Origin of the sequence: Neobacillus sp. CF12 (assembly GCF_030348765.1) — a bacterium.
Lineage (GTDB): Bacteria > Bacillota > Bacilli > Bacillales > Cytobacillaceae > Neobacillus.
In genome coordinates this window covers 5,495,155-5,510,335 of the sequence record NZ_JAUCEU010000007.1, presented here as the reverse complement: position 1 = coordinate 5,510,335, position 15,181 = coordinate 5,495,155, and the positions used below count along the sequence as shown (strand labels likewise).

The following is a 15,181-nucleotide window of genomic DNA, read 5'->3' as shown; positions in this document are numbered from 1 at the left end:
TTCACCCCATTAAATTAATTTTTTCATTTCCTCATCGTACGTTTCTTGATCAATCTTTCCAGTTAAAAGCTTTTTACGTAATTCTTTTTTTTCATCCATGCTAATTGCCTTGATATCTTTTTTACCTAGATGCATTTTAGGGTGATTATTGGCTGCTTTAGAACTCGTTCCTTTTGGTGCCGATTGTGATTTACCTTTTAACCCTAAGTAAACAAACACACCAGCTAAGACGATAGCAATTCCAATAACGACTGCTCCGCCAATTCCAATCAATGGGCGATCTCCGCCTGATCCACTTGTTCCATCTGATCCACCAGAGATTTGATCTGTTGCGGTGCCATTAACACCTGTATGGTTTTCATCATTTGGCGGTTGTTTTTCATTAATAGCGTCTAGAGTAGATTTAAAACCATCTTTTTGGTAGGTGAAAGAATATTTATAGTTTTCTCCTACTTTCACATCTTTGTACTGATAGTAGAACAACTCTTCACCATATTCACTTTTGGTATTGTTTGGTGCCTTCGGCTCGAGTGATATTTCTTTTGCATCCATTGGAGCATAGAAGATTACATCCAACGTTCCAATCTCAGTTGGGTTACTATATTCAAAGGTAAAGCTTCTATTATCCTTTACTTCTACCGAACTGGTGTAGTACTCAACCACGAATCGATAGGATTCATTATTCTTAATTGCTTTTGACGGCGTCCAGGAAATTACTCCCTTGTCCTTATCTACATCGAATGGACGTTTCACTTCAGGCTTATTATCTTCAGGAAATTCTGCAACTAAGTAAGCTTGGAATCCCTTTTCATATGCAGGGACTGCAATTTCAATTTTCCCTTCAAAATCCTGCCCAGTTTTGTTTGTAAAAGTTCCATATTGTCCAACCAGTAATGAAGGTGTGTCTTTTGGCCAGTTTTCAGGATAATCAAACTCAGGCATTACTTGAATTTGCATTTCAGTATAAGGAAACTTCTCTGGCTGAAAGGTGTCTTCCGCATATACGTTTGGAATGATAAAACTTGAGAAAAACGACGTAATGACAAATAAAGCGAATAACTTCTTTTTAAGCATGTTAATCCTCCTTGAGCTCCTATAAAAAGCTATTTTTCACTATAGCCCTCTTTGAAATAAATATAATATTATTCATCTATGTATAGTTGATTCACTTATGAACATTTTGTAAAAGCATTATAAACGTTACGTTTTCGTCAAAGAATAACCACAAAATGTTCACATTTACATATCTACCATAAATAGCCCCCTGTTTTTCACTATCCCAACTAGTACTATAAACCCTAAACTATTTTCCTAGTTGACTCGAAAATGAACGTTTTGTTAATTTATCCATAGCAAGATCAAAACAAAATAAGAAAACCCTGAATCCATAGATTCAGGGTTTTACACAATCTTCCTTATTTCGCTTCTAAGGAACGGATATACGTCACAATATCTGTAATTTCTTCTTTCTTTAATTGTCTCACACCGTTAAGGCCTTTTAGAGTGGCTGCCATTCTGGTATCATCACGGCCATAGGCCGTACTTATCCAGATTTGTTTGTCAGTAGTGTATTTCAAGTATTGTGGATTTGAAAGAGCTGTTCCCATTTTTAATTTACCACTGCCACCTTCTCCGTGACAGTTCATACAATACACATTATATAGTTTTTCGCCGTTTACAACATCACCGGCAACTGTTTTAGGAACATCAAACTGTATTTCTTCTGTCTGCCAATTCCTAATATAAGTAACAACGTTATTTAATTCATCTTCAGACAGTCTTAGTCCATAGCTTGGCATGCCAGTACCTTCCCTGCCGTGTTTAACACTATTGTATATGTCTTTGTCACTAACAGTATTTAAATACTGTTGATTATTTATTGCTGTGCCAGCATTTTTACCTTCACCTTTGCCATTTTCACCATGACAAATTAGACACTGCTTATTATAAATCTTTTCTCCAGCAGCTATTTCTTCCGCATTCTCGCTGCTAAAAATACCACTATTAATAATACAGATAATAATCCCAATTATTATAATACTGTAAAGGCCATATAATATTTTTTTCATTGGTTATCCCTTACTTAGGTTCTGGGGTTGGAGTTGGCTCACCAAAGTCTTGATATTTAGTAGTGATTAAGTCATATATTTTCTTAGGGCTTTTACCGTCAAGATGCATTTCTACCGCCTCCCGGGCGATATCGATACAGACGTCTCAGGATATACTCATTGAATCCCAACCGGTAACGGCCTTATCTTCTCCAAATGAGTCAATATAGCAATCAAGATTACTTTCATGCCCATCTTGAGCATAGCACCCGCAATAGCATGGAACACCTGCTACAACCTCAGGATAGTTTGCTGCCATTGCATAAGTTTCTTGAACTAGTTCCGAAGAATTCAAAACATAATCTGGTAAAGGTAAATGTTTTTTATCTAAAGACACATTCATCTCTTTAGAATTTCCGCAGGCTGCTAAAAGTAGACCGATAGCCGTACAGAGAAACAAGAGAGATAGGACTTTTTTCATTTTTAAGTGTCACCCCTTTTGTTTATATGATGTAATTCTACTTTAGTTTAGCAAAAATATATCACTTAAATAGAAAGTAAATATTACTATTTAGTGAAGTTTTCACAATTGAAAAAGTAAAAAGCCTAAGACCAATGAACGGGTCTTAGGCTTTAAGCTACTTATGCACGAGATACGTAAGAAGCTTCTGTTGTATTGATGATTAATTTATCACCTTGATTAACGAAGAAAGGAACTTGAACGGTAAGTCCAGTTTCAAGGGTAGCAGACTTAGTTCCGCCTGAAGATGTATCGCCTTTAATTCCTGGCTCTGTTTCAGTAACTTCTAATACAACTGTATTCGGTAGTTCCACTCCAAGAGTTTCATAATTAAACATCATGATGTGTACTTCCATGTTCTCTTTTAAAAACTTTAATTCATATTCGATATTGCTTGCTGGAAGTTCAACCTGCTCGTAGGATTCCATATCCATAAATATATGCTGATCGCCGCTTGCATATAGATATTGCATTTTACGATTATCAATTTGTGCTTTTTCAACTTTTTCACCAGCACGGAATGTTTTTTCTTGAATCGCACCGTTACGAAGGTTACGCAGTTTAGAACGAACAAACGCAGCTCCCTTACCAGGTTTAACATGTTGGAAATCTAGAACGCGCCATAGGCCGCCATCAACTTCAATGGTTAGACCCGTTTTAAAATCATTAACAGAAATACTCATGTTTTATCCTCCTATGTATTACAAAATAATTAGTTCTTTCGTTGAATGAGTAAAAGTTTCGTTTTTGTCTTTCGTAATGAGTGTATCATCCTCAATCCGAACCCCGCCTAAGCCGGGAATGTAGATACCTGGTTCAACCGTAACAATCATGCCTGGCTCTAGAATGATATCTGAACGAAATGACAGTGTAGGACCTTCATGGACTTCAAGACCAATTCCGTGACCCGTTGAATGGCCGAAATAATCTCCATAACCTTTTTCTGTTATGTAATCCCTAGTAAGTGCATCTGCCTCTTTTCCAGTCATTCCAGGCTTTATTCCAGCCATTCCTCTAAGCTGAGCTTCAAGAACAATCTCGTAGATTTCCTTCAGTTTTGCCTCAGGTTCACCTACTGACACTGTTCTTGTGATGTCAGATACATAACCGTCATAATAAGCACCAAAGTCCAAGGTAACAAAATCTCCTTTTTCAATGACTTTGTCACTCGCAACACCATGCGGAAGAGCAGAACGAAACCCAGAAGCAACAATGATATCAAAAGAAGAAGATGTTGCTCCTGCTTTTCTCATAAAGAACTCTAACTCATTGGATACTTCAAGTTCCGTTTTTCCTGGACGAATAAAGTCCAATATATGCTTAAATGCAGCGTCGGCAATATCCGCTGCTACCTTTAATATCTTAATCTCTGAGTCAGTCTTAATCAAGCGTAACTTTTCAATTACACCGGAAACAGGAATAAGTTCTGATTCAACAGCTTTTTCATAAGCTTTATAGGTTGAAAATGTTAAATGATCCTCTTCAAAACCAAGCTTTTGAATACCTAGCTTTTTTGCTTGCTTTGCTACCTCATCAACGAGCGTGCCTGTCATTTTAACAATTTCAAATCCTTCGCATTGTTCGGAAGCTTGTTCAATATATCGGAAGTCTGTAATAAATTGTGCTTTATCCGCACTAATGAGAACTACCCCTGCCGAACCAGTAAAATTTGTCATATAGCGACGGTTAAATTGACTTGTTATTAAATAACCATCAATTCCATATGTAGAAAAACTTGTTCTTAATTTATCTATCTTTCCCATTTACTCCCACTCCCCTGTATGTAATCCGAGTCCAAAAATATTTTAACACATCTCAGAGCATATAGACTAATAAAGCGTTAAGAAGCCGTTTCATTTTCTTCCATGTGATTTATTTCATATTCATAGTTAATTGAGTAACCAATAAATAATCCATAAACCAGATATAAACATAATGTCGTAATGACCGTATTGCGACTTAAGTCTAAAAAAGGCTTCATATCTGGAAAGATTGGATTTAACACCAAGTACACAAGCAAGAAAAGGGCAATACCATACCCAAATCCCAGCCAAATTCCATTAAATTTTTTTAGTGCAATAGAATAAACAAATGCTGCACCAACGGATAAAATCCCAAGTAAAATGATGGAGATAATTGTCCCGATCCATTCATTCTTCCAATCGCCTAATGCCCATGGATCTAATATTACATTAGGACGAATTTCAGTAAAATTAAAGTAGTATGCAAGAAAACCGATAGTCCCCCAAAATAGACCTCCGAATAGACCCGTCCAAAAAACAACAGCTGTAAAAGACATTGGTTTTGGATAATTTGATTTTTTTGGACTGTTAACCATAATAAAATACCTCCTTTAAAGGTGTTCCTATATCATATCAAGAAGAATTCAACCATATTATGCCCTTACCTGGTCTATCACTTACATAGAATAAATTTTTTAATTGGAAATATTATGTCATCCTAGAGGTTTTTTCGTACTTGAAGTAGAATAAAATTAAGTACATACAAATTTTTCTTAATCTACAAAGTAAACCTCACTGAATCTCTAGACGGAATACAAATGAACTATAGAGAGAGTGTTTATATAATCGCTTCATGCTAAAGAAATATCTAAAACATTATTATTTATGAGTTTAAAAAATTGAGAAAATGATTATGATGCTGTTAGGGAGGTGGCTTTCTTGAAAAATCGGATTTCCGTTCCTTTGGTTGGTAGTATTATTGTTTTAGGGATTATTGGCATTATTAGCGCATTTACAGGTAATCCTATTGGTTTTCTTAAGAATATTGCAGTATTTGCAATGGTTGGTTTAGCCTTCTATTTTGTTTTTAGGCTCATTCGCAGATCAAATCCAAAGAATAAAGAGCAGCAGGCATTTATTAAAGCAGCTAAGAAGTCGAAAAAACGATTACAGACTAAAGGTGGAGAACAAACTGCAAAGAGTACATCTTTTGGTTCACTAACTACTCTGAAGAAAAGCAAGACAAAGAAGAAATCCCCTGTTCACTTAACAGTCATTGATGGCAAAAAAGGCAAAAAGAAAAATCGAGCGTCATTATAAACGCTCGATTTTTTCTTTTTTCAGTACATATAAAATTATTTTAATAACACCAAGACTTAAAAAACTTTTCTGCAGATTTTCGACCTAACTCGAACAGTTCCTGCTTTTTTTCCTCTGTCAAATGAAATTCAATCGTCAATGCCCCCTCAGTCGGAATAAATATGATATTCTTTTCATGTTTTCTTGAAATATAACGTGAATCATGCGCATCCTTCATCGTTTCAAACAAGGCGCCAAACAATTGAATGGCATTCTTGATTTGATGTTTTTCATGCTCATATTCATTAGCGCTTAACTTAATTCCAATTACTGGCCTTACTTTTTGAAGATTATCCCGGTCGAAAAGCCACATTGGGAAGTTGCTTAATACTCCTCCATCCACGATAACATTTACTCCATCCATAGATTTCATTTTAACTGGTTCAAAAAAATATGGAATACTGCAGCTCATTCTAACCGCTTTTGCAATTGAAAAGGATCCTGGCGAGATACCATACTTCACCAAATCATCAGGCAAAACCATCAACCTGCCATTTGAAAGGTCTGAAGCGATAATCCGTAAGTTTTGAGGCGGTAAATCTGAAAAGGTTCTCACACCCTTTGCTGCTAATTTTTCTTCAATCCATTTCTCTAACTCGTTCCCTTTATATAATCCCAACTTCCAATACACGAACAACCATTTAGCAAAAGGAAAAGGAATAATCATTTTGCGTGCATCAAGAAACTTAGTTAAATCTAACTCATCAAGAAGCTGTTCCATCTCACTACTGCCATAACCCGCAGCAATTAAGGCAGCAACAATTGACCCTGCACTGGTCCCAGCAACCCTTTCAAATTGAAATCCTCTTCTTTCGATCTCTTGAATGGCCCCTATAAGGGCAAAACCTTTTATTCCTCCCCCAGAAAAAACACCGTCTATTTTCATGGCAGCCACTCCTAAAGATGAACTCATTGTTACATCTTTAAGCAGTGAATTACCAAAATAGTACGGTGTACAAGTAAAAAATTTTCAAGTGAAATATTCAACGACTGCATTTGGGAAGTATTCATCGATATATTGGCGAATGGTCGTTTCTAATTCATTCGCTTCTTCTGTCGGGTAAACGTATTTGCCAATTCCATAGCGGCCCCATTTATATTTACGTTTTTCCTCGTCCATTTCAAGCTTAGTTTTCGGATACCTTTTTGCAATTACATTTTTTGCAGGTTTTGTAAATCTGTGTTGAATGAGTTCAAACGTTAAATTTGGTATGTTCAAACCTGAAAGTTCGTCACTTAAACGCTCAAATAATTCACGGTAGCCTTCCTTCCAATCTTCATGCAAATAAATGGGAGCAATAATAAACCCTAATGGGTAATTTGCTTTTGCTACCTTCCTTGCGGCTGACAATCTATCCTCAAATGAAGATGTACCTGGCTCAAAGTTTTTTATTACAAAACGGGAGTTAACACTAAAACGAAACCTTGTACGACCATTGTGATTGGCATCAAGCAGGTGGTCTACATGATGGAATTTTGTTACAAAGCGAAGCATGCCAAATTCGGATTGGCCAATGAACTCGATTGTCTTCTTAAGAGAATGCGTTAAATGATCCAATCCGACAATGTCAGAGGTACAAGCCGCTTCAAATCTTGTGATTTCGGGCTTACGCTCATCCATATACTTCTGGGCTTGTTCAAAAATATCCTCTAGGTTTACATAGGTTCGAATATATGGTTTGCTTCCAAGTGTTGTTTGTAAATAGCAATAATGGCAATGCCCCATACAACCTGTTGCTAAAGGAATCGCATATTCTGCTGAAGGCTTCGAAGTATCAAATTTCAATGTCTTTCTAATACCCACAACCAGGGTTGATTTTGCATTTCGATATTTCTGATTTTCATTATCTCCAGGTAAATCACGAATCTGGTTATGAGAGGTAGTTTCACGAATTTCAAGATTCAATTTTTCAAATTTCTCTTTTAGTTCTTTTCCAAGTGGGTATTCTAAGGCTCTTGGTTCAAAATATACTAATTGCGGCATAAAAGGTTCCAATCTATCTACCTCTTTTCAAAGCTGTTTTTTATAGTATGAACATTTAATGCTTATTAACATGGTTCAAAATTTGGATATATTTTGTCTACAAATTGTTCACTTATATACTCTTTTTCTTCATATCATCAACACAAAACTTCTTTATACTTTACCTATCATTTAGTTGGTTTCATTAATTAGTAAAGGTAGGGAACTTTATGAGTATAATAAAAGAACGTATAAAGGTATTTGAAATGACCTGTACCTCCTGTGAGAAGCGAGTTGAGCGAACTGTAAAAAAATTAGATGGGGTTCTCGATGTAAAAGCTAGTTTTAGCGGTCAATTTGCGGAAATTGAATTTGATGATGAACGCTGTAATATAAAAAAGATTAAAACTTCGATTCAAAGTGTAGGTTATAGTACTGAAAACCCTAAAGACTTTAAGTTTATAGGCATTATGATTGCAGTAGCAGCCGTTGTGTTACTGGGAATCAACACTGGGAATTACGATATGGAATCACAACTAAATAATGCTTCATATGCTGTATTATTTGTAGTTGGAGTGTTTACTTCTATCCATTGTGTAGGTATGTGCGGTGGAATCATGCTTTCACAAAGTATTGGAAAAGAAAGCAAGAACAAATTTGAAGCAATAAAGCCAGCACTTTTATATAATGCCGGAAGAGTGGTCGCGTATACGATACTTGGCGGGGTCATTGGCGCGATTGGTTCAGTTTTCGCTCTATCCCTAACTGCTAAAGCGGGTTTGCAGTTATTTGCTGGTGTTTTCATGATTGTAATGGGCTTTAATATAGCTGGTTTTAAGGCCTTTAGAAAATTCCAAATTAAATTGCCAAATGTGGCTTGTACAGCAATGAGTAAACCAAGGGCACCTTTTTTTGTTGGACTTCTCAATGGATTAATGCCCTGTGGTCCTTTACAGACTATGCAAATTTTCGCTTTGGGTACAGGTAGTGCTGCAGCTGGTGCCCTATCGATGTTTATGTTCTCCATCGGAACGGTCCCATTAATGCTGACCTTTGGTGCATTAGCTGGGTTATTAAGTAAAGGTTATACAAAGAAAATTCTCAAATTTAGCGGTGTTTTAATTATTATGCTTGGACTTATTATGAGCAATAGAGGGCTTGCTTTGGCTGGGATGAATATGAGTCCAATGGCTATTATGTCTAATGTCGGAGCCTTTGGTGATGCAAACGCCTCATCGTCTTCCTCTGATGGTATAAAAGCCACAATCAAAGATGGCGTTCAGGTCTTGAATATGACTGCGAATATTTATGGTTATACTCCAAAAACTCTTTATGTCCAAAAGGGAATCCCGCTTAAATGGGTTATTAATGGTGAAGAAATTACTGGCTGTAATAATACGATTGTAGTGCCAGATTTGGAAATACAACAGAAACTGCAAAGCGGAAATAATCTAATTGAATTCATGCCAGGCAGTGAGGATCTAAATTTTAGCTGCTGGATGGGAATGAAGCGTGGAGTTATTAAAGTTGTCGATGATTTAGAAGCTATCACTGCTTCAAGCAGTGACGGAAACGGGATTGATTCAGCTGTTACTGCACCACCAGTGGAGCCTGCTAAGCCTAGTATCTACGGTGACGATTTTAGTAAGGTAGCGACAGAACGTTTAGTTAAGAAGGCTGAAGTGGCTGCTAACGAGCAGACACTTACAATAAAAGGAACCGGATATGAGTTTGAGCCGCTTATTATGGTGGTTAATAAAGGTGTAAATACTAAAATGGCTTTAGACCTATCATTCTTTGAAAATGCAGAAGGGTACTTTATGATTTTGGATACATCAACAATGCAAATTGTTACCGATTTTACTGGGACAAAAGGGGTAAATAATATTGAATTTACTATTAGTAATCGTGGGACATATGGTATCTACCTAAATGAACAAGAATTACTTGCCATTATTGAAGTAGTAGATGATGTACATTCGGTAAATCTAGAAGAAATTAGAGTAAAATACATGCAATAAATAAAAAGAGCTTTGGTTGATCATTTTATCACACACCAAAGCTCTTTTTAATTTACCTGACAGGTTTAAATCCTTTTAGTCTTAATGCATTTAATAATACAGAGACCGAGCTTAAACTCATGGCGGCGGCAGCGATGATTGGGTTTAACAGCGGTCCTCCGAATAAGTAGAGGACTCCCATCGCTATTGGTATTCCTAATGTGTTGTAACCAAATGCCCAAAATAAGTTTTGTTTTATGTTTGAGATTGTTTTCTTACTTAATTGGATGGCAGTTGGTACATCCATTAGGTCACTTCTCATGAGAACAATGTCTGCAGATTCCATTGCAACATCGGTACCAGAACCAATTGCAATTCCGATATCAGCCTGTGCAAGCGCAGGAGCATCATTTATACCATCTCCCACCATTGCTACTTCTCTACCTTCTGCTTGAATCTTTTTAACCTCGTTTGCTTTGTCTTCAGGAAGGACTTCCGCTAACACTCTGTCAATACCGACCTGTTTTGCAATCGCCTCTGCCGTTCTTCTGTTATCGCCAGTAATCATGGCAACTTCTATGCCCATCTTATGAAGTTGTTCAATTGCTTTTTTACTATTATCTTTAACGGTATCTGCTACTGCGATAATTCCAGCCATCTGACCATTTATTGCGACATACATGGGGGTTTTACCCTCGCCAGCAAGCCTATCAGATGTAACCTCAAGGTCTTTTAGCGGAATTTCACTTTCAACCATAAGCTTTCGATTTCCGAGTAAAATGTTCTTACCATCCATTTCAACCTCAATTCCATGACCAGGAATTGCTTTGAAGTAATTTAATTTTTTAAATTCTATGCCTCTTTCTTCAGCATCTTTCACAATCGCTTCACCTAATGGATGCTCTGACCCTTTTTCAGCAGAGGCAGCCAATTGGAGCAAGTATTCCTCCGTTATTTCACTTGTCACAACAACATCCGTAACCTTAGGTTTGCCCTCCGTTATCGTACCAGTCTTATCAAAGACAATGGTTTTAATTTTGTGAGTAGTTTCTAATGCAACACCGCTTTTAATTAGTACGCCATATTCAGCACCTTTTCCTGTACCAACCATAATAGCTGTTGGAGTTGCCAAACCTAAAGCACATGGGCAAGCAATAACAAGAACAGAGATAAAAATTGTTAAAGAGAATACTCCCGTTTCACCCGCAAAGAAATACCAAGCCAACGCCGCCGCAATCGCGATTCCAATTACCACAGGAACAAAATATCCAGAAATAATATCTGCCATCTTGGCAATTGGAGCCTTTGAACCTTGCGCATCTTCTACTAGTTTAATAATCTGTGCTAAAGCAGTATCTTTACCGACTCTAGTAGCCTTATATTTTATCAATCCATTTTTATTGATACTCGCACCAATAATAGCATCGCCTATATTTTTTTCTACTGGCATACTTTCACCAGTCAGCATTGATTCATCAACAGAAGTCATCCCATCGATTACTTCACCATCTACGGGCATCTTCTCTCCTGGTCTAACGACAATGATATCACCAACCTCTACTTCTTCGATGGCCATTTCTACTTCTTTACCATTTCGAATAATGATCGCTGTTTTGGGAGCTAGACCCATTAGTTTCTTTATTGCCTCCGAGGTCTTTCCTTTTGTAACGGCTTCTAAATATTTACCTAGCAGGATTAATGTTATAATAACGCCTGCCGCTTCAAAATATAAATCGTAGGCATAATCAATGTTTCCGCCATATATCTGAAAAATAGCAAAGATTCCGTAAAGGAATGCTGCAGAAGTTCCCATAGCAATTAAAGAGTCCATATTGGGACTTCTACTGATCAAAGAACTAAAGCCAACCGTAAAGAACTTATTGCCAGCAAATAAAACTGGAAGTACTAATAATAATTGAATTAAGCCAAAGTATAGTGGATTTACCATTGGATCGATAATCGCTGGAAGTTTAAAACCAAGCGGTTCAAAAAACATATGGCCCATTGTGATTACAAGCAGCGGCACAGTAAAGACAGTGGAAATCACAAACTTCTTCCAAAGTACATTGATTTCTTTTTCCTTTCTCTCTTTATCATTATCAACTGTCGTTTCCTCTTCTATTGCTTTATATCCTGCCTTCTCAATTGCCTGTTTAATATCTGAAACTCTCACCTTAGAAGGCTCAAAACTTATTGATAATTTTTCGGTAGCATAATTCACACTCGATTCCAATACACCATCAAGTTTACTCGTTACCTTTTCAATTCTTTTCGCACATGCTGCACAGGTCATTCCTTCTATTTGCAGTATCCTCTTAGCCGACTCTAGCAATGCCTCATACCCTGCCTTCTCAATCGTTGCACGAATAACTGGGAGTGATACGACAGTTTCATCATATTGAATGCTTAATTTCTCGGTTGCATAATTGACGCTTGACTCTTGAACACCCCCAAGCTTTTTTGTTACTTTTTCAATTCGTTTGGCACAAGCAGCACAAGTCATACCACCTATTTTAAGACTCTGTTCCAACACTCTCACCTCAATTTTAATCATCATGGTTGATAACCACCCCCGTTATGAGGGGGGGTTCTAAGATTACTTTTTGATATCATAGATTATAACGATTTGATTTGGACTTGCTCCCATGCCCATATCATCATTGCTTGCTTCTTTAAAGACCCAGCCGCTGTCTTCAAGTTTAGTAACATCTAATCCAGCTTCTACAAGTGGTTCTGCCTTTAACACGAAGATCATATCTGCGTTATTTGTACCCAGCTTTTTTGTCCATTGAACTTGGTTGCCTTCTCCAAGGCTCAACCCGAAATGCTGTGCGTCTTTATGATATTTAACACTTTCTGTATCAGCTTTTAAGAGTCTTCTCATTGAATCCTCTGATCCGTTTGAAGCTTGTTTTTTATCGGATACATTGTAAGGTTTAATGAGGCGATTTGGCAGTTCATTTCCTTTATCGTCCTTGCCTGCAGGCTCATACAGCCATTCATTTTAATCAAGCTTTTTAATATCCAGTCCTGCATCAACTAGTGGGTCTGCCAGCATAACCATCGCAAAGTCCGCTTTATTTGCGGACATATCTTTACTCCACTCAAACTTTTCACCTGTTGGAAGCTCAAATCCCCAGTGCTTGAGTTCTTCATGAAAACCTTTTTTATCAGGATATGCCTTCACAATTTTGTTAAAGGCTTCTAGAGCATTATCCGCCTCTTTGTTTCCTGTTACCGGCCTGCTGCAGCCAGTAAAAGCTACTAATATTGTACTTGAAACAAGTAATGTAACTATTTTTTTCTTCATACCCACAACTCCTAATGTATAGTGCTTTCAACATTAGAATAGTAATTTGTTATGAAGACAGTATGAAGAAATCAAGAGTGTCAATTTTTAGTCACAGATTTACGTTATTTTGATGAATCAAAGTAAATCTTCACAGTTGTTCCTATTCCTTCCTTACTATCTACCTTAATAATCGCATTATGTAGATCTAGGATATTCTTGACAATCGTTAAACCGATCCCATTTCCTTCAATTTGGTTTCTACTTTTATCCCCTCTATATAGCCTTTCAAAAATAAACGGCAAATCTTCCTGCTTAATACCAATCCCGTTATCTATCACTTCCACAATGATGTGTTTAGTATCTCTATAAAGTTTAATAACAATCTTTCCATTATTTTCGGTAAATTTAATAGAGTTGGATAATAAATTTATCATGACTTGTTTTATCTTATCTTTATCTCCAATAATTTGGTGTTTTTCATCCGTAGCTAATCCATATTCGAAGGTAATATTTTTATGGACATTTCCCATTAAGAAATCTTTACTCATTTCAGTAATTAAATCATCTAGGTAAATGGTTTCATAATTTAGTTTAATACTTTCTGATTCAAACTCTTTTAATAGGTTTAAGTCATTTATTAATGTACCAAATCGGATTACTTCCTCATTTAAATAATTTAAATTCTCTTTCGTTACTGGCACCACGCCATCAACCATGCCCTCAAGATTATTTTGCAGCACATTCAAAGGCGTTCTAATCTCATGTGTTATATCCGATACCAATCTTTTTCTAAGTGCGTCCTGATACTTTAATTTACCTGCAAGGATGTTCACACTCTTTCTTAAATCCTCTAACTCTGCAATATTACTTTTTATAGTAGATACAGTATCAAAGTTCCCTTTAGATAGGCTGACAGACATTTTTGCTACTGCTCGAATTGGAGTAGAAAATTGTTTTGAAAAGTACAGACTTAAGCTAATGATGATAATTAGAGCAAGGGCACCACTAGCAATAATGCTTTTGTTAATGGAAGACTTAAAGGTTAAATCTTCTTCTGATAGAAGCACAGACGAATATTGTCCAATATCGATAAACCCAACTATTTTACCATTCACCTTAATTTCAAACGTTTTGGTTGTATAAACACCACTATCATGTCCTGACATTTCTCCGATATGGATTTGAGTTTGTAAGTCATCAGGGTCCATTCCCCAGACTGCCTGTTTGCCGCTATCTAAAAGAGTCAAACAATAATTTCCCATATATGCCTCGTGCATTAATTCTACACCTGTATCTGAGGTCCATTTCCCTTCCCGCTTATAGGCCTCTTCAAAATAGGAAACAATTCTTTCATATCTCTTGTTTTGAATATCAATCATGTATTCGTTAAATTTATTTGAGACAGTCAGATTGACAAATACAGTGACGAGGAGGATAGCCGAAACGGCAGAAATCACCAATAAGATACTCAATCTTCTGCTAATCGATTGCACTACTTCTCACCACCAAATTTATAGCCTGCTTTCATAACCGTAACAATATATTTAGGGTTCTTTGTGTCTTTTTCTATCTTTTTCCGGATATTTTTGATATGAACATCAATAGTCCGATCATAGCCGCTAAAATCGACTCCAAAAATTTTATCAATTAACTGTTCTCTAGATAACACATTTCCTTTTGCAGAAACTAAAGCACAAATAATATCAAATTCATTTGGTGTAAATGGAATCTCTTGTTCCAATATTTTAACTGACCTTTTATCACAATCAATTAATAAATAACCATCATTAAATATCACCTGTGAAGAGGGAAACTTTGAACCTATTCTCCTGAATAAAGCATTTACTCTGGCCGTTAGTTCTCTTGGGCTAAATGGTTTAATCAAATATTCATCTGCACCAATATTTAATCCTTCTATTTTGTCATTTAATGATCCCTTTGCGGTCAGCATAAAGATATGAACATCCGATGTTTGACGGATTATTTTACAAACCTCTTCTCCACTAATATCAGGAAGCATTAAATCGAGTATGATTAACTTAAAATCTGCGGTTTTAAAAACATCTAACCCTCGTAACCCGTTTTGCACGCTTTGAACTTTATATCCTTCCATTTCCAAATAGCCTTTAATGACAGTTGATACACTTTGCTCATCTTCGATTAGTAAAATATGATTCATCCTAATTCACCTGACTTATTAAAATTCAATCCTTATAAAATAAGTATAAGAGTTAAAGATAGTGAAAAAGTAAAAAAG

General features: G+C 36.4%; 15 protein-coding genes. 2 read left to right on the top strand and 13 right to left on the bottom strand.

Annotated elements, in window-relative coordinates; all coding sequences use genetic code 11:
* Positions 1–9: 9 nt before the first annotated feature.
* The 6 genes from QUG14_RS26365 to QUG14_RS26340 form a co-directional block, all read right to left on the bottom strand.
* Complete coding sequence (locus QUG14_RS26365) at positions 10–1,074, bottom strand: hypothetical protein (protein ID WP_289343429.1); 1,065 nt, start codon at positions 1,072–1,074, stop codon at positions 10–12.
* A 341-nt stretch (positions 1,075–1,415) separates the two neighbouring features.
* Positions 1,416–2,069, bottom strand: a complete 654-nt coding sequence (locus tag QUG14_RS26360) for a c-type cytochrome (RefSeq protein ID WP_289343428.1) — start codon at positions 2,067–2,069, stop codon at positions 1,416–1,418.
* Positions 2,070–2,079: 10 nt separating this feature from the next.
* The gene (locus QUG14_RS29830; RefSeq protein ID WP_353961094.1) at positions 2,080–2,529 is read right to left on the bottom strand and encodes a PCYCGC motif-containing (lipo)protein; all 450 of its coding nucleotides are present in this window, start codon (positions 2,527–2,529) and stop codon (positions 2,080–2,082) included.
* Between the two features lie 161 nt (positions 2,530–2,690).
* Positions 2,691–3,251, bottom strand: a complete 561-nt coding sequence (efp, locus tag QUG14_RS26350; RefSeq protein WP_289343426.1) for an elongation factor P — start codon at positions 3,249–3,251, stop codon at positions 2,691–2,693.
* An 18-nt stretch (positions 3,252–3,269) separates the two neighbouring features.
* Entirely contained in the window at positions 3,270–4,331 is a 1,062-nt protein-coding gene (locus QUG14_RS26345; RefSeq protein WP_289343424.1) for a M24 family metallopeptidase, read from the bottom strand.
* A 77-nt stretch (positions 4,332–4,408) separates the two neighbouring features.
* A complete protein-coding gene (locus tag QUG14_RS26340; RefSeq protein ID WP_289343423.1) occupies positions 4,409–4,906 on the bottom strand; it encodes a YqhR family membrane protein in 498 nt (165 codons plus the stop codon).
* Positions 4,907–5,240: 334 nt separating this feature from the next.
* Between QUG14_RS26340 and QUG14_RS26335 the strand changes: the two genes are divergently transcribed.
* Positions 5,241–5,630, top strand: a complete 390-nt coding sequence (locus QUG14_RS26335; RefSeq protein ID WP_289343421.1) for an SA1362 family protein — start codon at positions 5,241–5,243, stop codon at positions 5,628–5,630.
* 40 nt (positions 5,631–5,670) lie between these two features.
* Here QUG14_RS26335 and QUG14_RS26330 read toward each other — a convergent pair whose 3' ends face one another.
* A complete protein-coding gene (locus QUG14_RS26330; protein ID WP_289343420.1) occupies positions 5,671–6,555 on the bottom strand; it encodes a patatin-like phospholipase family protein in 885 nt (294 codons plus the stop codon).
* A gap of 84 nt (positions 6,556–6,639) precedes the next feature.
* The gene (gene splB / locus QUG14_RS26325; protein ID WP_289343419.1) at positions 6,640–7,665 is read right to left on the bottom strand and encodes a spore photoproduct lyase; all 1,026 of its coding nucleotides are present in this window, start codon (positions 7,663–7,665) and stop codon (positions 6,640–6,642) included.
* A gap of 197 nt (positions 7,666–7,862) precedes the next feature.
* On the opposite strand from splB, the gene QUG14_RS26320 reads away from it, so the two are divergent.
* Positions 7,863–9,653 carry an urease accessory protein UreH domain-containing protein gene (locus tag QUG14_RS26320; protein WP_289343418.1) on the top strand — a complete coding sequence of 597 codons (1,791 nt, stop codon included), beginning with the start codon at positions 7,863–7,865 and terminating at the stop codon, positions 9,651–9,653.
* 52 nt (positions 9,654–9,705) lie between these two features.
* On the opposite strand, the gene QUG14_RS26315 is transcribed toward QUG14_RS26320, so the two are convergent.
* The 5 genes from QUG14_RS26315 to QUG14_RS26295 form a co-directional block, all read right to left on the bottom strand.
* Positions 9,706–12,189, bottom strand: coding sequence for a heavy metal translocating P-type ATPase (locus QUG14_RS26315; protein WP_483310762.1), 2,484 nt, complete (start codon positions 12,187–12,189; stop codon positions 9,706–9,708).
* Between the two features lie 39 nt (positions 12,190–12,228).
* The gene (locus QUG14_RS26310; protein ID WP_289343417.1) at positions 12,229–12,516 is read right to left on the bottom strand and encodes a hypothetical protein; all 288 of its coding nucleotides are present in this window, start codon (positions 12,514–12,516) and stop codon (positions 12,229–12,231) included.
* A 120-nt stretch (positions 12,517–12,636) separates the two neighbouring features.
* A complete protein-coding gene (locus QUG14_RS26305) occupies positions 12,637–12,942 on the bottom strand; it encodes a hypothetical protein (RefSeq protein WP_289343416.1) in 306 nt (101 codons plus the stop codon).
* Between the two features lie 104 nt (positions 12,943–13,046).
* Positions 13,047–14,417, bottom strand: a complete 1,371-nt coding sequence (locus QUG14_RS26300; RefSeq protein WP_289343415.1) for a sensor histidine kinase — start codon at positions 14,415–14,417, stop codon at positions 13,047–13,049.
* Positions 14,417–15,103, bottom strand: coding sequence for a response regulator transcription factor (locus QUG14_RS26295; protein WP_289343414.1), 687 nt, complete (start codon positions 15,101–15,103; stop codon positions 14,417–14,419). The genes QUG14_RS26300 and QUG14_RS26295 overlap by 1 nt, the downstream gene beginning before the upstream one ends.
* Positions 15,104–15,181: the final 78 nt, after the last annotated feature.